At 65.4% G+C, this 17,244-nt stretch carries 11 protein-coding genes; 5 read left to right on the top strand and 6 right to left on the bottom strand.

Going from position 1 to position 17,244, the window contains the following annotated elements; all coding sequences use genetic code 11:
• The first annotated feature begins 89 nt into the window (after positions 1-89).
• The gene (locus ACFPAH_RS21345) at positions 90-1,478 is read left to right on the top strand and encodes a pyridoxal-phosphate dependent enzyme (RefSeq protein WP_379749372.1); all 1,389 of its coding nucleotides are present in this window, start codon (positions 90-92) and stop codon (positions 1,476-1,478) included.
• Entirely contained in the window at positions 1,475-2,653 is a 1,179-nt protein-coding gene (locus tag ACFPAH_RS21340) for a trans-sulfuration enzyme family protein (RefSeq protein WP_379749370.1), read from the top strand. The genes ACFPAH_RS21345 and ACFPAH_RS21340 overlap by 4 nt, the downstream gene beginning before the upstream one ends.
• A gap of 181 nt (positions 2,654-2,834) precedes the next feature.
• Here ACFPAH_RS21340 and ACFPAH_RS21335 read toward each other — a convergent pair whose 3' ends face one another.
• The 4 genes from ACFPAH_RS21335 to clpS all read right to left on the bottom strand — a co-directional run bounded on the left by ACFPAH_RS21335 (position 2,835) and on the right by clpS (position 10,819).
• Positions 2,835-4,400, bottom strand: coding sequence for a methyl-accepting chemotaxis protein (locus tag ACFPAH_RS21335; RefSeq protein WP_379749368.1), 1,566 nt, complete (start codon positions 4,398-4,400; stop codon positions 2,835-2,837).
• Positions 4,401-4,566: 166 nt separating this feature from the next.
• A complete protein-coding gene (locus ACFPAH_RS21330) occupies positions 4,567-7,938 on the bottom strand; it encodes a S41 family peptidase (RefSeq protein ID WP_379749366.1) in 3,372 nt (1,123 codons plus the stop codon).
• A gap of 281 nt (positions 7,939-8,219) precedes the next feature.
• Entirely contained in the window at positions 8,220-10,520 is a 2,301-nt protein-coding gene (gene clpA / locus ACFPAH_RS21325; protein WP_379749364.1) for an ATP-dependent Clp protease ATP-binding subunit ClpA, read from the bottom strand.
• Positions 10,517-10,819 carry an ATP-dependent Clp protease adapter ClpS gene (gene clpS, locus ACFPAH_RS21320; protein ID WP_192056713.1) on the bottom strand — a complete coding sequence of 101 codons (303 nt, stop codon included), beginning with the start codon at positions 10,817-10,819 and terminating at the stop codon, positions 10,517-10,519. Before clpS ends, clpA begins: the two co-directional genes overlap by 4 nt.
• Positions 10,820-11,163: 344 nt before the next feature.
• Here clpS and ACFPAH_RS21315 point away from each other — a divergent pair, with 344 nt between their 5' ends.
• Positions 11,164-11,367 (top strand): cold-shock protein, encoded by a 204-nt coding sequence (locus ACFPAH_RS21315; RefSeq protein WP_020653506.1) that lies wholly within the window; start codon positions 11,164-11,166, stop codon positions 11,365-11,367.
• A 203-nt stretch (positions 11,368-11,570) separates the two neighbouring features.
• On the opposite strand, the gene icd is transcribed toward ACFPAH_RS21315, so the two are convergent.
• A complete protein-coding gene (gene icd / locus ACFPAH_RS21310) occupies positions 11,571-12,824 on the bottom strand; it encodes an NADP-dependent isocitrate dehydrogenase (protein WP_379749362.1) in 1,254 nt (417 codons plus the stop codon).
• A gap of 210 nt (positions 12,825-13,034) precedes the next feature.
• Here icd and ACFPAH_RS21305 point away from each other — a divergent pair, with 210 nt between their 5' ends.
• Positions 13,035-13,601, top strand: coding sequence for a pseudouridine synthase (locus ACFPAH_RS21305; RefSeq protein ID WP_379749360.1), 567 nt, complete (start codon positions 13,035-13,037; stop codon positions 13,599-13,601).
• Between the two features lie 173 nt (positions 13,602-13,774).
• Here the strand turns inward: ACFPAH_RS21305 and ACFPAH_RS21300 are convergent, their stop codons facing one another.
• Complete coding sequence (locus ACFPAH_RS21300; protein WP_379749358.1) at positions 13,775-16,009, bottom strand: NADP-dependent isocitrate dehydrogenase; 2,235 nt, start codon at positions 16,007-16,009, stop codon at positions 13,775-13,777.
• 383 nt (positions 16,010-16,392) lie between these two features.
• Between ACFPAH_RS21300 and ACFPAH_RS21295 the strand changes: the two genes are divergently transcribed.
• Positions 16,393-17,187 (top strand): DUF2243 domain-containing protein, encoded by a 795-nt coding sequence (locus ACFPAH_RS21295; protein WP_379749356.1) that lies wholly within the window; start codon positions 16,393-16,395, stop codon positions 17,185-17,187.
• The last annotated feature ends 57 nt before the right edge of the window (positions 17,188-17,244 follow it).

The following is a 17,244-nucleotide window of genomic DNA, read 5'->3' as shown; positions in this document are numbered from 1 at the left end:
GTACCATGCCTTGTTCATCACGGCCCGGCGCGCAATCCGCGCTTCCTTTCCGCAGTCGCGGCGCCTACCAGGCGCTTCTCGGAGGCAATATGCAACGCACACTGCAGCACCCGTCTCAAGCGGCACTCTTCTCCCTGATCGGCAACACCCCGCTGGTGCAAGTCACCCGCATGGATACCGGTCCGTGCCAGTTATTCCTGAAACTGGAATCGCAAAATCCCGGCGGATCGATCAAGGACCGCATCGGCCGCGCCATGATCGCGCAAGCCGAACAGGACGGCAGCCTGAAGCCCGGCGGCGTCGTGGTCGAGGCCACGGCCGGGAATACCGGCCTGGGCCTGGCGCTGGTGGCCCGCATCAAGGGCTACCGCGTCGTGCTAGTGGTGCCCGACAAGATGGCGGCCGAAAAGGTCCTGCACCTGAAGGCCCTGGGCGCCGAGATCCACTTGACCCGCTCGGACGTCGGCAAGGGCCATCCCGAGTACTACCAGGACTACGCGGCGCGCCTGGCGCGCGAGATTCCGGGCGCCTGGTTCGCCGACCAGTTCAACAATCCGGCCAACCCGCGCGCCCACGAAACCACGACCGGCCCCGAGATCTGGGAGCAGACCAGCCACGAACTCGACGCCATCGTGGTCGGCGTCGGTTCCTCCGGCACGCTGACCGGCCTGTCGAACTACTTCGGCCGAGTCCAGCCCAACCTGGAATTCGTGCTGGCCGATCCCAAGGGCTCGATCCTCGCCGAGTACGTCAACACCGGGCACCTGTCGAAAGACGCCGGCTCGTGGGCGGTCGAAGGCATCGGCGAAGACTTCATTCCCGGCATCGCCGACCTGTCGCGCGTGCGCAGCGCCTACACGATCAGCGACGAGGAAAGCTTCACGACGGCGCGCGCCCTGCTGCAGCAGGAAGGCATCCTGGCCGGTTCCTCGACCGGCACCCTGCTCGCCGCGGCGCTGCGCTACTGCCGCGCCCAGACCAGCCCGAAACGGGTCGTTTCTTTCGTCTGCGACACCGGCACCCGCTACCTCACCAAGGTCTACAGCGACGGCTGGATGGTCGACCAGGGCCTCCTGCAGCGCCCCAAGACCGGCGACCTGCGCGACCTGGTCGGGCGCCGCTTCGACGCCGGCGAAGTGGTGACGGTGGCGCCGACCGACACCCTGCTCACCGCCTTCAACCGCATGCGCAGCAGCGACCTGGCCCAGCTGCCCGTGATCGACCAGGGCCGCCTGGTCGGCATCATCGACGAATCGGACCTGCTGCTGCACGTGACGACCGAACCGGCGCGTTTCCAGGCGCCGGTCGCGGCCACCATGACGGCGCAACTGCAGACGCTCGCGCCCTCATCGAGCATGCAGGAGCTGCGCGCCATCCTCGACCGCGGCCTGACCGCCGTGGTGCTGGACGCCGACCGCTTCTATGGCCTGATCACCCGCTTCGACCTCCTCAACCACCTGCGCAGGACGCTATCGTGACCACTCTCGACAACCAGCAGCACATCGCGACCCGCGTCATCCACGGCGGCCAGTCGCCCGAACCGGCCACCGGCGCCGTGATGCCGCCGATCTTCGCCACCTCCACTTTTGTCCAGGAGAGCCCGGGCGTGCACAAGGGCCTCGACTACGGCCGCTCGCACAACCCGACGCGCTGGGCGCTGGAGCGCTGCGTCGCCGACATCGAGAGCGGCAGCGCGGCCTTTGCCTTCGCCTCCGGCCTGGCGGCGATCTCGAGCGTGCTGGAACTGCTGCCGGCGGGTTCGCACATCGTCGCCGGCGACGACATGTATGGCGGCACCTACCGCCTGTTCGAGCGCGTGCGCCGCACCAGCGCCGGGCACGATTTCACCTACGTGAACCTGGCCGACCCGGATGCGCTGGCTGGCGCATTGCGTCCTGATACGCGCCTGGTATGGGTCGAGACGCCGACCAACCCGATGCTGAAACTGGCCGACCTGGCGGCCATCGCCCGCCTGTGCCGCGAGCGCGGCATCGTCACGGTCTGCGACAACACCTTCGCCAGCCCGATCAACCAGCGCCCGCTGGAACTGGGCATCGACATCGTGGTGCACTCGACCACCAAGTACATGAACGGCCACTCGGACGTGATCGGCGGCGTCGCCGTGGTCGGCAAGGCCGCCCACCAGGCGCCGCTGGCCGAGCAGCTTGGCTTCATCCAGAACGCCGTCGGCGCCATCCAGGGTCCCTTCGACAGCTTCCTGGTGCTGCGCGGGATCAAGACCCTGGCCCTGCGCGTCGAGCGCAGCAGCGCCAATGCGCTGGCGCTGGCCGAATGGCTCGAGCGCGAGCCGCGGGTAGCCAGGGTGTTTTATCCCGGACTGGAATCGCATCCCCAGCATGCGCTGGCGCGGCGCCAGATGAGCGGCTTCGGCGGCATCGTCTCGATCGAGCTCGATACCGACCTGCCCGGGGCGCGCCGCTTCCTGGAAGCGTGCAAGGTGTTCACGCTGGCCGAAAGCCTGGGCGGCGTGGAAAGCCTGATCGAACACCCTGCCCTGATGACCCACGCGACGATCCCGCCGGCGCAGCGGGCCGAACTCGGGATCGGCGATGCCCTGATCCGGCTGTCGGTCGGGATCGAGCACCTGGAAGACCAGCGCGCGGATTTGAGGCGGGCGCTGGCGGCGATTTGATGTAGGGTGGTCGGCTATACCGCGACGGCGGCGTCCACGCTGCCTCGACGCCGCCCACGCGTTCAACCATCTCTTGAGATTTCGCGACGGTGCTCCTGCCGGTTGAACGCGTGGGCAGCGCACATGACGCGGCCGCTCACGGTGCCGGGTTTAGCTGTCCACCCTACGGTTTTAGCGCAATTCAGCCCAGGGCCGGCACCTGCGTCCTCACCTTGAAAGTTCCCACCAGCTGCGACAGCTCGGCGGCCTGATTGCGCATCGCCTCGGCCGCGGCGGTGGCCTCTTCCACCATCGCCGCGTTCTGGCGCGTGGCCAGGTCGATGTCGGCGATGGCGCGGCCGACTTCGGCCACGCCGCCGGCCTGCCCGGCGCTGTCGGCATCGATCGCCGCCAGCAGCTGCGCCACTTCCTGGACGCGCTGCAGCACCGCGCGCATGGTGGCGCCGGCGGCGCCGGCGATGCCGGTGCCCGCTTCGATCTCGCCGGCGGATGCTCCGATCAATGCCTTGATTTCCTTCGCCGCCGCCGCCGAGTGCTGGGCCAGGCTCCGCACCTCGGCCGCGACGACGGCGAAGCCGCGTCCTTCGGCGCCGGCGCGCGCCGCCTCCACTGCCGCGTTGAGGGCGAGGATATTGGTCTGGAAGGCGATGCTGTCGATCATGCCGGTGATGTTGACGATCTTCTCGGCCGAGCGTCTCAAGGCGTCCATCCGGGTCACCACCTGCTCGACCGCGCGCGCGCCTTCGGCCGCGACCCGCGACGCATCCTGGGCCAGGGCGTTGGCACGCTGGGCGCTGGCGTTATTGCGGGCGATCGCCCCGGTCAGGTCCTGCATCGCGGCCGCGGTCTGCTTCAGGGCGCCGGCCTGGCGCTCGGTGCGCCCCGTCAGGTCAAGGTTGCCGTCGGCGATGCCGGTCGAGGCGGCGTCGATCGCCTGGGCGCCGCTGAGCACGCGCGAGACCGTGGCCGAAACCCCGCTCGTCATGGCGTTCAGCGCATCGAACAGGCGGCCGATTTCGTCGCCACGGCTGTGCCGGATGACCGGGCGCAGGTCGCCGCGCGCCACCTGTTCGGCCAGCGCCACGGCCTGCTGCAAGGGACCGACGATGTTGCGCGTCAGCAGCCAGCCGAGCAGGCCGCCGGTCGCCAGCGCCGTCGCGCCCAGCGCCAGCAGCACGATGCGGCTGAAGGTCGATGCGCCGGCCGATTCCCCGACCAGGGCATGCGCCTGGCGCGCGTGGTAGTCGAGCAGCGCCTCGAGGCTGGCGGCATAGCGCGCAAAGGCCGGTTCGAGTTCGGCGCCGAGCAGGCGGTCGACTTCCTGGATGCGGCCGATGTCCTTGGCCTCGAACACGACCTTGGCTACCGCGGCCAGCGCCGCCTTGTGCCGCATCGTCGCTTCCAGCAGCGCCTGCTCGGCCGGCGACGCCGGCAAGGCGCGGATCGCCGCCTCGATCGAGGCCGCGCGCTTGTCGCCCTGCTCGAGCTGCGCCTTGTACAGGTCGGCCAGCTCGATGCTGTCGCTGCGCGCGACCGACATGATGCGCAGGCCGTTCAACTGGGCCACGCCGAGCAGGTCCGAGGTGAGCTGTTGCTTGGCCAGCTTGTCGTTGACCAGGTCGGACGCGATCCTGTCGCCGGCCTGCATGCGCCACAGCGCGACGCCGGTGATGAGGACGATGAGCAGCGAGACGAGGCAGAAGGAGCCGAGGATCCTGGTACCGGTGTGGAGCTGTGGGAGGCGCATGCGGAGAACCGAAAGTGACGATGTCCGCAGTCTAGGATGTGTTTATGACAGCTTCATGAAGTGCAAGTTTTATTGGACTCTGGAAAACCTTTGAAGCCGCTCCGCTTATGCAAGCCGGATAAAGAAACGCGCCCTGGGGGGCGCGTTCCTGGTGCCTGGCCTGCTTTTAGCGCTTGAGCGGCGGGATCTCGGACGGCTTCCACTGCTTGACCGGCTGCTCCTTGAGCTTCTTCTCGAGCAGCTCGAGCGCCACTTCGAGCTGGCGGTCGCGGCCCTTGAAGGTTTCGTGCGGCAGGTTGTCGACCTCGACGTCGGGGGTGACGCCGACACCTTCGATCAGCCATTCGCCCTCGCTCGAGAACTGGCCGTTCTCGGCGACGCGCGCCATGCCGTTGTCCGCCAGGCCGTTGCCGTCGCTTAGCCAGACGCCGGCGCCGGCCGTGCGCTTGCCCACCAGCGGGCCAAGTTTCAATGCCTTGACGCCGGCCGCGAAGGTCTCGCCGTCCGAATAGGTCAGCTCGTCCATCAGCACGACCAGGTGGCCGCGGAAGGAGTTCTGCATGTTCGGATAGGGCTGCCGGCCGTTCGCGGCCCAGAAGGCCCAGGGACGGCGCAGCAGCTTTTCGATGATCCAGCTGTCGATGTTGCCGCCGTTATTGCGGCGCACGTCGATGACCAGGCCTTCCTTGTTGATGTTGGCGTAGAAGTCGCGCGCGAAGGCGTTGATGTCGCGCGCCACCATGGCGCGCAGGTGCAGGTAGCCGATCCTGCCCTTCGAGGCGCTGTCGACTTGCTGCGCCCTGCCCTGCTCCCAGTCGGCGTAGCGCAGGCTGGCGTGGGTCGCCATCGGGACCGGCGTGACGATCACGGCGCGCGGCGCGCTGCCGGGCCTGGCATCCGGCTTTTTCACGTGCAGCAGCACCTGCTTGCCGGCGGTATCTAACAGCAGGTCGGCGATGTCGCGGCTCTGCGCCAGCGACTTGCCGTTAACGGCCGTGATGATGTCGCCTTCCCGGACGTCGACGTCGGGCGCGGACAGCGGTCCGGCTTCCGAAGGCAGCTCCGGTTCGCTGCGGTAGACGCGGTCGACGCGGTAGCCGTCCGCCGTGCGGCTGAGCACCGCGCCCAGGCTGGCGGGCGTGCCCTCGCTGGGCGCGCGGCGCACGTCGCCCGGACGGATCTGCGAGTGCAGCGCCCCGACCTCCCCCACCATCATGCCGAGCACGTCGTCGAGTTCGGCGCGGTCGGTCACGCGCTCGACCAGCGGCGCGTAGCGGGTGCGCACGGCATTCCAATCGACTCCGCGCATGCGCGCGTCGTACAGGAAGTCGCGGTGCATGCGCCAGGCATCGTTGAACATCTGCTTCCATTCCATGCGCGGGTTCGAAGTCACCGCCCAGTCGTCGATCTTGACCTTGGCCTTGGTGAGGTCGGCAGGCGCCTTGGCGCCGGCGTCGACCACGATCATGTCGCCCGGCGCACCCTTGGCATAGGTGCGATAGAAGAGGTGCTTGCGGTCGCCGGAGAGTCCGAATTCGCGGACGTTGGTGACAAACGTCTCCGGCTGCGGCGCGCTGCGCGCGATGGCCAGGGTCTTGAGCGTGCCCTTGCCCGGCTCGTCGCCGGCCTCGAGCAGGTAGAGGCGCTTGTCGTCGAGGGCCAGCGCGCGGTAGTTGCCGGGCGCGACAGGCACCTCGTAGAGGCGCTCGCGCAGGCCGGCGTAGACGATGCCGGGTGTCGGCTGCTTCGGCTTGTCGGCGTCAAGCTTGCCGGCCGCAGCGGCGGCGGCGACTGCTGCCACGGCCGTCGCCTTGTCGCCGTCGCGCTCGTCGCCAGGCGACTTGACGGCGGCCCTGGCGGCGGCCTCGGGTGTTTTTTCTTCCGGCTTGGTCAGTTCGTCCTCGGGCTTGAAGGGGAAGCGCGTGCCGGGCTGCAGCGCCAGCGCAAACACGCCGACCCGCTTGTCGAACACCGGCCCCATGTTGCGGTCGCCCCAGACCGAGGCATTGCCCAGGTTGAAGTGGCGCGAGGAGAGGAAGTACAGCCATTTGCCGTCCGGCGAAAAGACCGGCGAGCTCGCCTCGTAGCGGTCGGTCGTCACGAAATTCAGGGCGCGGGCCGCGAGGTTATACATGCCGATCTGGTCGCGCCGTTCGCTGCTGCCGGCGCGGACAAAAGCGAGGTTGCGGCTGTCCGGCGACCAGACCACCTGGTCCGAGCGGTCCAGGCCGACCAGTCCGGCGTCGTCGATGATCACATTGGTCTTCGCGACCAGGTCGAGCAGCCAGGTGCGGCCCTTCTTGTCGGTGTGGGCCAGCCACTTGCCGTCCGGCGAAGGGTACAGGTTCCAGCGGTGGCTGGCACCGTCCGTGGTCAGGCGCTCGCCGTGGCCGGAGCCGTCGGCCGCGTAGCGCCAGATCTCGTTCTCGCCGCTGGTGTCGGCAATCGCATACACCCATTTGTCGTCATGGCTGAACACGGCGCTGCGGGCGCGCGCGCCCTCGGGCACGGCGATCTCGACGCGGCGGTAGTTGCCGGTGCCGGCAATCGTCACGCGGCCGCGCGCCGTCAGCACGATGCGCTCGGCCTTGTTGGCGACCTCGATCCCGGTCAGCGCGTCGAGCGGCGACTTCACGCGGCGCACGCGCTGCTGGTCGAAATCCGATACCAGGCTGGCCAAGAGCCGCGTGTCGGCGCCGCTGGCGATATCGAACACGCGCAGGTCGGCGCCCAGCTGGTAGGCGATGCGGCCGTCGCCGAGCGAAGCGGTGCGCACGTCCCACTCCTTGTGCTGCGTCAGCTGGCGCCGATCGCTGCCGTCCGGCCTGGCGCTCCAGAGGTTATCGGCGCCGTTCGCATCGCTGACGAAATACAGGCGCCCCTGCCACCACATGGCGCGCCGGTTGTTGGCGGCGTCGCCCTGGAACAGCGGCTGGGCCTCGCCCTTGGCCGTCAAGTCGAACCGCCACAGCTGGGCATGGGCGCCGCCACGGTAGGACTTGACGTTATCGTTGGTCATCGACAGGCCCATGCGCGTGAAATACACGGTGCGGCCGGCGTCGTCGAGCACGGCGTCGTTGGCGTCGGCCAGCGGCAGCACGCGGCGCGCGAGCGTCACCGGGTCGAGCGCCGCCACGATGCGGTGCTTGGCCGGACCGGTCGAATTTTCGGTACTGACCAGCACCTCGCCCTGGGCCGTCCAGCCGAGCACGGTCACGCCGCCGTTCTCGAAGGTGATGCGGCGCGGCAGGCCGCCTTCGAGCGGCATCACATAGGCTTCCTGGGCGCCTTCGTAGGAGGCGGCAAAGGCGACGAACTTGCCGTCGTGCGAGATCGCGGCATGGGTCTCTGCGCTCGGGTGCGTGGTCAGGCGCGTGGCCTTGCCGCCGGCAATCGTCGTGCGCCAGAGGTCGCCCTCGGCGGTGAACACGACCGTATCGCCGCGCACGGCGGGGAAGCGGAAATAGGGATCGGCGGCGAGGGCTTGCTGGCCAATCAGGGCCAGCGACAGCGCGAGGATGGTGCGGGACACGTTCATGTTCAAAGGCAGAGTTTGCTGGGGAACATGAGTTTGCCATAGGGCAAAGCCGGGGTGGTGTGCATACGTGCAAATAAATCGTTGCCGCGTCTAAGGCGTGGGCACGGGGCGCCCACCCTACAAGGCCGAGCACGGACCTGTTGAACGCGTGGACGGCGTCCTTGTCCCGGCCGATCACGCTTTACGGTGGAGCCGTCCACCCTACCGGTGTGGCGTCCCGCGTTTGCGCCAGGCGAAAAAAAACCGCGCACGGGGCGCGGTTTCCTGGGAGGCATCGAGCCTTACTCGATCTCGACCGTCTCGGCCGGGGCCGGCGGCGGCAGTGCGTCGCCTTCCGGGAACTCGAGGACGACATCGTCCTTCTCGTTCAGGTCCACCGTCACGCGGCCGCCGTTGGTCAGGCGGCCGAACAGCAGTTCGTCGGCCAGGGCCTTCCTGATCATGTCCTGGATCAGGCGCGACATCGGACGGGCACCCATCTGCGGATCGAAGCCCTTCGAGCCGAGGAACTTGCGCAGCTTCTCGGTAAAGATGGCTTCCACCTTCTTCTCGTGCAGCTGCTCTTCCAGCTGCATCAGGAACTTGTCCACGACGCGCAGGATGATTTCCTCGTCCAGCGCGCGGAAGCTGATGATCGCATCCAGGCGGTTGCGGAACTCCGGCGTGAACATGCGCTTGATGTCGGCCATCTCGTCGCCCTGCGCACGCGCATCCACGAAGCCCACCGAGCGCTTGGTCAGGCTTTCGGCGCCCGCGTTGGTGGTCATGATGATGATCACGTTGCGGAAGTCGGCCTTGCGTCCGTTGTTGTCGGTCAGCGTGCCATGGTCCATCACCTGCAGCAGGATGTTGAAAATGTCCGGATGGGCCTTTTCGATCTCGTCCAGCAGCAGCACCGCGTGCGGCTTCTTGGTGATGGCTTCGGTCAACAGACCGCCCTGGTCGAAGCCGACATAGCCCGGCGGGGCACCGATCAGGCGCGACACGGCGTGGCGCTCCATGTACTCCGACATGTCGAAGCGGATCAGCTCGATGCCGAGGATGAAGGCGAGCTGCTTGGCCACCTCGGTCTTGCCGACGCCGGTCGGACCGGAGAACAGGAAGGAGCCGATCGGCTTGTCCTGCTTGCCGAGGCCGGCACGGGCCATCTTGATGGCCGATGCCAGCGCGTCGATTGCCGGATCCTGGCCGAAGACGACGTTGCGCAGGTCGCGGTCGATCGTCTGCAGCTTGCTGCGGTCGTCCTGGTTGACCGTTTGCGGTGGGATGCGCGCGATCTTGGCGATGATTTCCTCGATCTCGGTCTTGCCGATGGTCTTTTTCTGCTTCGACTTCGGCAGGATGCGCTGGGCCGCGCCCGCTTCATCGATGACGTCGATCGCCTTGTCCGGCAGGTGACGGTCGTTGATGAAGCGCGCCGCCAGTTCGGCCGCGGTCGAGAGCGCGGACGACGAATACTTGACGCCGTGGTGCTCTTCGAAGCGCGACTTCAGGCCACGCAGGATCTGCACGGTCTGCTCGACCGACGGCTCGTTGACGTCGACCTTCTGGAAGCGGCGGGAGAGGGCATGGTCTTTCTCGAACACGCCGCGGAATTCCGTGAACGTGGTCGCGCCGATGCACTTGAGCTGGCCGTTGGCCAGGGCCGGTTTCAGCAGGTTCGATGCGTCGAGCGTGCCGCCCGAAGCGGAACCGGCGCCGATGATCGTGTGGATCTCGTCGATGAACAGGATGCCGTTCGGCGTGTCCTTCAATTGCTTGAGGACGGCCTTCAGGCGCTGCTCGAAGTCGCCGCGGTACTTGGTGCCGGCCAGCAGCGCGCCCATGTCGAGCGAGAACACGACCGCGTTCTGCAGGATCTCGGGCACGTCTTCCTGGACGATGCGCCATGCCAGGCCTTCCGCGATGGCGGTCTTGCCGACACCGGCTTCGCCGACCAGCAGCGGATTGTTCTTGCGGCGGCGGCACAGGATCTGGATCACGCGATCGACTTCCTCTTCGCGTCCGATCAGCGGATCGATCTTGCCGTCGGCAGCAGCCTTGTTCAGGTTCTGCGTGAACTGGTCGAGCGGGCTTTCTTTCGTCGCGCCTTCGACTTGCGCCTCTTCCACGCCTTCCGACGCCTTCTGGCTGTCGATCTGCTGGTCCTTGCGCACGCCGTGCGAGATGAAATTGACCACGTCGAGGCGGGTCACGCCCTGCTGGTGCAGGTAGTAGACGGCGTGCGAATCCTTCTCGCCGAAGATGGCGACAAGCACATTTGCGCCGGTCACTTCCTTCTTGCCGTTCGACGCCGACTGCACGTGCATGATCGCGCGCTGGATCACGCGCTGGAAGCCGAGCGTCGGCTGGGTGTCGACCTCGCCCGTGCCGGGCACGGTCGGGGTGTTGTCACCGATAAAATTGGTCAGGGTCTTGCGCAGGTCGTCGATATTGACCGCGCATGCACGCAGGACTTCAGCGGCCGAGGGATTGTCGAGGAGCGCAAGCAGCAGGTGCTCCACGGTAATGAACTCGTGCCGTGCCTGTCGAGCTTCGACAAAGGCCATGTGTAGGGATACTTCAAGTTCCTGCGCAATCATACTTCCTCCATCACGCACTGCAGGGGATGCCCTGCCTTGCGTGCATGCGTTAAGACAAACTCCACTTTGGTACACGCTATATCTTTGGAAAACACTCCGCACACTCCTTTACCATGGCGGTGCACGGAAAGCATGATCTGCGTCGCCGTTTCGCGATCCTTGTTGAAGTACTCCTGTATGACGGCCACAACAAATTCCATCGGTGTGTAATCGTCATTCAGTAAAGCCACCTGGTACAGGGGCGGGGGTTTAACGACTTGCCGCTCCAGCAGCTGTTCGGTATCGTGCTTGGTTGCCATGGGCGTATTCTAAAGCGTTCAAGGATGATGCAAACCGTAAATATCAGACCACTGCGATCGGCTCACTTCGATTCGCCTTTATCTTACTTGTTTTCCAGTGAAAGCGCAGATGGCGTTTCGATTGCCGAAATCAAGGGCCGGCTTGGTAAGCAGCATGCATGTCGTATGAAAAAATTAACAACAACCGCATCAAAGGGCTTGACTTACAACTTTAGTGCATCAACAATGGAAACATTGACATGTACTTATGTACGTGTTGATAAGAAGTGAGCAGGCTGAGGAGGGGGCAAGAAGCTTCTTGCTTTTATGGCTCGTGTGATTTGTTTATATTTGAAAGTTCTTTTATGGCAACTGGTACTGTTAAGTGGTTCAATGATTCCAAAGGCTTTGGCTTCATCACTCCAGATGACGGCGGCGAGGATCTGTTCGCGCACTTCTCCGCAATCAACATGAACGGTTTTAAGACCCTCAAAGAAGGTCAGAAAGTCCAATTCGAAGTCACGCAAGGCCCTAAAGGCAAGCAAGCTTCCAACATCCAGGGCATGTAATTTCGCCTCTGGGAAGCGAAAAACCCCGCCAACCGCGGGGTTTTTTTTCGTCCCCGCACCAGCAGCCTGTTCCACTGTGCCATGGCGGCCTCCCCCATCGAACGGCGCCGTGTACACGGTAACACAGCCAAAGAAAAAGCCCCGCCCCGCTTGCGCGGGTGGGGCCTTGGCAATGAACTGCGTCAAGGCGACGCGTCGGTTCCTTACATCTGTTCGATCATCACCTCGCCGAAACCCGAGCACGACACCTGGGTCGCGCCTTCCATCAGGCGCGCGAAGTCGTAGGTGACGCGCTTGGACTGGATCGCCTTTTCCATCGCGCTGATGATCAGGTTGGCCGCCTCGGTCCAGCCCATGTGGCGCAGCATCATTTCAGCCGACAGGATCAGCGAACCCGGGTTCACGTAATCCTTGCCGGCGTACTTCGGCGCGGTGCCGTGGGTCGCTTCGAACATGGCCACCGAATCGGACATGTTCGCGCCCGGCGCGATGCCGATGCCGCCGACCTGGGCCGCCAGCGCGTCCGAGATATAGTCGCCGTTCAGGTTCAGGGTGGCGATCACGCTGTACTCGGCCGGGCGCAGCAGGATCTGCTGCAGGAAGGCGTCGGCGATCGAATCCTTGACGATGATGTCGCGCCCCGTCTTCGGATTCTTGAAGCGGCACCACGGGCCGCCGTCGATCAGCTCGGCGCCGAATTCCTTCTGCGCCAGGGCGTAGCCCCAGTCGCGGAAAGCCCCCTCGGTGTACTTCATGATGTTGCCCTTGTGGACGATGGTCACGGAAGGCTTGTCGTTGTCGATCGCGTACTGGATCGCCCTGCGCACGAGGCGCTCGGTGCCTTCGCGCGAGACCGGCTTGATGCCCAGGCCCGAGCTTTCCGGGAAGCGGATCTTCCTGACGCCCATCTCCCTGGTGAGGAATTCGATGAGCTTCTTCACCCCTTCCGAGCCTTCGGCCCATTCGATGCCGGCGTAGATGTCTTCCGAGTTCTCGCGGAAGATCACCATGTCGGTCTTTTCCGGCTGCTTCAGCGGCGACGGCACGCCGGCGAAATAGCGCACCGGGCGCAGGCAGACATACAGGTCGAGCTCCTGGCGCAGCGCCACGTTGAGCGAACGGATGCCGCCGCCGACCGGGGTCGTCAGCGGGCCCTTGATCGACACCACGTAGTCCTTCAGGACCTCGAGCGTCTCGCCCGGCAGCCAGACGTCGGGGCCGTACACGGCGGTCGCCTTTTCTCCGGCAAAGATTTCCATCCAGCTGATCTTGCGCTCGCCGCCGTAGGCCTTGGCCACGGCCGCGTCGACCACCTTGATCATCACCGGGGTGATGTCGATCCCGGTGCCGTCGCCTTCGATATAGGGAATGATCGGGTTAGCCGGCACATTGAGCGAAAAATCGGCGCCGACGGTGATCTTCTTGCCGTCCGCAGGGACTTCAATATGTTGGTACATCGTTTTCTCCCAAGTGGTCGCATGGCGGGCGCGCAGGGGGCGCGGCACCGGCGTCGTCTGCGATCTACATTACAATATCGGCTAGAGCTGCAAGTCTTCTATAAGACACCATGATGATGTCTTGCATTATGCACCAGTAAGTATGGTGACGCCACGCCTACGCGCCCCGCATTATCCTGGGGCGCGCCCTATTTGATCCGGACAGGTTTCATGCCCCTCATTCTCTTCAATAAACCCTTCCAGGTCCTGTGCCAGTTCTCGCCCCAGCCGGGACGCGAATCGCTCGCCGACTACCTCGACATCCCCGGCATCTACCCTGCCGGCCGGCTCGATGCCGACAGCGAAGGCCTGATGCTGCTGACCGACGACGGCAAGCTGCAGCACAAGATCGCGCATCCCGACCACAAGGAAGCGAAGACCTACCTGGTGCAGGTCGACGGGGTGGCCGATGGCGCGGCCTTGGCGCGCCTGCAGGCGCCGCTCGGCCTCGGGGACTTCGTGACCAAGCCCTGCCGCGCCGTGCGCATCGCCGAGCCCGAATGGCTGTGGCCGCGCAACCCGCCGATCCGCGCGCGCCAGGACAAGCCGACCAGCTGGATCGCGATCACGCTGGAAGAAGGCAAGAACCGGCAGGTGCGGCGCATGACGGCGGCGGTCGGCCTGCCGACCCTGCGCCTGGTGCGCAGCAGCATCGGGCCGTTTTCGCTGGCGACCCACCCCTTGATGCCCGGTGAATTCGTCGAGGTGCCGGTGGCGGCCTTGCGGCATTCGTCGTAGGGTGGACGGGTCCCCCGTCCACGCGGTGATAGTTAGCAGCAAGATCATCGAGCCCGATGGCGGAGCCGGAAACGATCGACGCGTGGACGGGAAACCCGTCCACCCTACCGAACAATAAAAAACCCGCCGGGCCGCGAGGCCGGGCGGGTTTTTTTCGCATCAGCGATCCTTGATCAGGCGCCGATCGTCTCCAGCGCCGCATTGAAGGTCGCGCTCGGACGCATCACGGCTTTCACCTTGGCGTCGTCGGCCTTGTAGTAGCCGCCGATGTCGACCGGCTTGCCCTGCACTTCGAGCAATTCGGCAACGATCTTCTGCTCGTTATCAAGCAGGCTCTTGGCCAGCGGCGCGAAGGTCTTGGCCAGGTCCGCGTCCTCGCTCTGCGCGGCCAGCTCCTGGGCCCAGTACAGCGACAGGTAGAACTGGCTGCCGCGGTTGTCGAGCTCGCCGGTCTTCGGCGAAGGCGACTTGCGGTTGTCCAGCAGCTTGCCGGTTGCCGCGTCGAGCGTCTTGGCCAGCACCTTGGCCTTGCTGTTGCCGGTCTTGATGCCGAGGTCTTCCAGCGAGACGGCCAGTGCCAGGAATTCGCCCAGCGAGTCCCAGCGCAGGTGGTTTTCTTCCACCAGCTGCTGCACGTGCTTCGGCGCCGAGCCGCCGGCGCCGGTTTCGTACATGCCGCCGCCGGCCATCAGCGGGACGATCGACAGCATCTTGGCGCTGGTGCCCAGTTCCAGGATCGGGAACAGGTCGGTCAGGTAGTCGCGCAGGATGTTGCCGGTCACCGAGATGGTGTCCAGGCCGCGCTTGACGCGCTCCAGGGTGTAACGCATGGCGCGCACTTGCGACATGATCTGGATGTCCAGGCCGCTCGTGTCGTGGTCCTTCAGGTAGGTGCGGACCTTCTTGATCAGCTCGTTCTCGTGCGGACGGTAGGGGTCGAGCCAGAACACGGCCGGCATGCCCGAGTTGCGCGCGCGCGTCACGGCCAACTTGACCCAGTCGCGGATCGGCGCGTCCTTGACCTGGCACATGCGCCAGATGTCGCCCTGCTCGACGTTCTGCGACAGCAGCACTTCGCCGGTGGCGATATCGGTGATGTTGGCGACGCCGGCTTCCTGGATTTCGAAGGTCTTGTCGTGCGAACCGTATTCTTCGGCCTGCTGGGCCATCAGGCCGACGTTCGGCACCGTGCCCATGGTGCGTGGGTCAAACGCGCCATGCCATTTGCAGAAGTTGATGATCTCCTGGTAGATGCGCGCAAAGGTCGATTCCGGAATGACTGCCTTGACTTCCTTCAGGCGGCCGTTGGCGTCGTACATCTTGCCGCCGGCGCGGATCATCGCAGGCATCGACGCGTCGACGATGACGTCGTTCGGCGAATGGAAGTTGGTGATGCCCTTGGTCGAGTCGACCATGGCCAGCTCCGGGCGGTGTTCCTGGCAGGCGTGCAGGTCGCGCTCGATTTCTTCGCGCTGCGAGGCCGGCAGGGTGGCGATCTTGTTGTACAGGTCGGCCATGCCGTTGTTGACGTTGATGCCGAGGCTGTCGAACAGGGCAGCGTGCTTTTCGAACGCTTCCTTGTAGAACATGCGCACGCAGTGGCCGAAGACGATCGGGTGCGAGACCTTCATCATCGTCGCCTTGACGTGCAGCGAGAACAGCACGCCGGCTTCTTTCGCGTCTTCGATCTGCTTTTCGTAGAATTCGAGCAGGGCCTTGCGGCTCATGAACATCGAATCGATGATCTCGCCGTCCTGCAGCGCGACCTTCGGCTTGAGCACGATGGTCTGGCCGCTCTTCGTGATCAGTTCCATCTTGACGTCGCGCGCGCGGTCGAGGGTCATCGACTTTTCGCCGTGGTAGAAGTCGCCGTGGGTCATGTGCGACACATGGGTGCGCGAGGCCGGCGACCATTCGGCCATCGAATGCGGGTTCTTGCGTGCGTACTCTTTCACGGCGCGCGGCGCGCGGCGATCCGAGTTGCCTTCACGCAGGACCGGGTTCACGGACGAGCCGATGCACTTGCCGTAGCGTGCCTTGATCTGTTTCTCTTCTTCGGTCTTCGGGTCGGCAGGATAGTCGGGGATGTTGTAGCCCTTGCCCTGCAGTTCCTTGATCGCGGCGACCAGCTGGCCGACCGAGGCGCTGATGTTCGGCAGCTTGATGATGTTCGCATCCGGCTCGAGCGTCTTCCTGCCCAGCTCGGCCAGGACGTCGGGCACGCGCTGCTCCGGCGTCAGGCTTTCCGGGAACGTCGCCAGGATACGGGCCGCGACCGAAATGTCGGCCTGCTCGACCTTGATGCCGGCCGGCTTGGTGAAAGTGCTGACGACTGGCAGGAAGGCGTGGGTCGCCAGCAGCGGCGCCTCGTCGGTCAGGGTGTAGATGATGGTCGGATCACTGCTCATGCGCTTTTTCCTCGGTTCTCGCGAACGGTTCGCGAACTATATAACTTGATAAGAAGCTTGCCTGTCTTGCCGGCGGCAGCGTTCATACTACTCCGCCACGGGCACGATGGACAGATCGTGCTGGCCGTATTCCCGTCCGGCACCGGCCGCGCCGGCACCTGGCTGCGCGCTCCAGTCTTCTATAAGACATAAGACGGGCGTTTCACATTATGCACCAGTATTTTACTGTGCGCTATAGCTTTAGGGCCCGCAGCGGGCCGCCGCGGGATGGCGGGCGCACGCAAACCGCGCAACGCGTTAGCATTTCGGCACGGCGGCGGTCGCCCGCCGCCCAGGTCGCCAGGCACGGCGCCGCTACCGTCCCACCACCGCCAGGAGCAACCATGAACGCTGTCCGCCAGTCCGATGCCTCCGCCATTCCCGCCCTCCGCTCGCTGGGCTGGGCCGGTTTCCTGCTCGGCTTTGCGATGGGAGGATTTTTCGACGGCATCCTGCTGCACCAAGTGTTGCAGTGGCACCATTTGCTGTCCCTTGTGCCGGGCGAACCCTTCCGCGACATCAAGGTACAGATCCTGGCCGACGGCCTGTTCCACCTGCTGATGTACCTGATCGCGGCCGTCGGCCTGTTCAAGCTTTGGAAGGCGCGCGCGGCCGCCACCGCGGGCGACCGCACGCTGCTGGCCAGCGCCGTCTTCGGCTTCGGAGCATGGAACATCGTCGACGCGGTCGTGTTCCACTGGATCCTCGAGCTGCACCACATCCGCCTCGACAGCGTTAATCCGATCCTGTGGGACCTGCTGTGGTTCATCGTGTTCGGGGTGGCCTTCGTGGTGCTCGCCTGGTGGCTGGGGCGCGGCACCGGCCCGGTCGGCGGCAAGGCGAGCGCGGCAACGCTGGCGCTGGCGGTCCTGGTCGGCGGCCCGGTGGCCGCCCTGCCGCCCCAGGACACGGACACGGTCATGGTGTTCTTCAAGCCGGGCACCGCGCCCAGCCAGGTGTTCGCCGGGATCGACGCCGTCGACGGGCGCATCCTGTGGGCGGCGCCCGCGGGCGACGTCTGGGCGCTCGACGTGCGCGACAAGGAAAAGACCGCCCTGCTCTACCGGCATGGCGCCTTCCTGGTCAGCAATTCGGCATTTGCGATCGGCTGCGTGCAGTGGACCTCGGCGCGAGGTTGACGTTGTAGGGTGGACCGGGCGGCGAACCGCTCCCGAGTCCACGCTTTTCGCGGCTGA

The organism is Massilia sp. GCM10023247, assembly GCF_042653325.1.
Taxonomy (GTDB): domain Bacteria; phylum Pseudomonadota; class Gammaproteobacteria; order Burkholderiales; family Burkholderiaceae_D; genus Telluria.
This window is presented reverse-complemented; position numbering and strand designations above follow the sequence as displayed.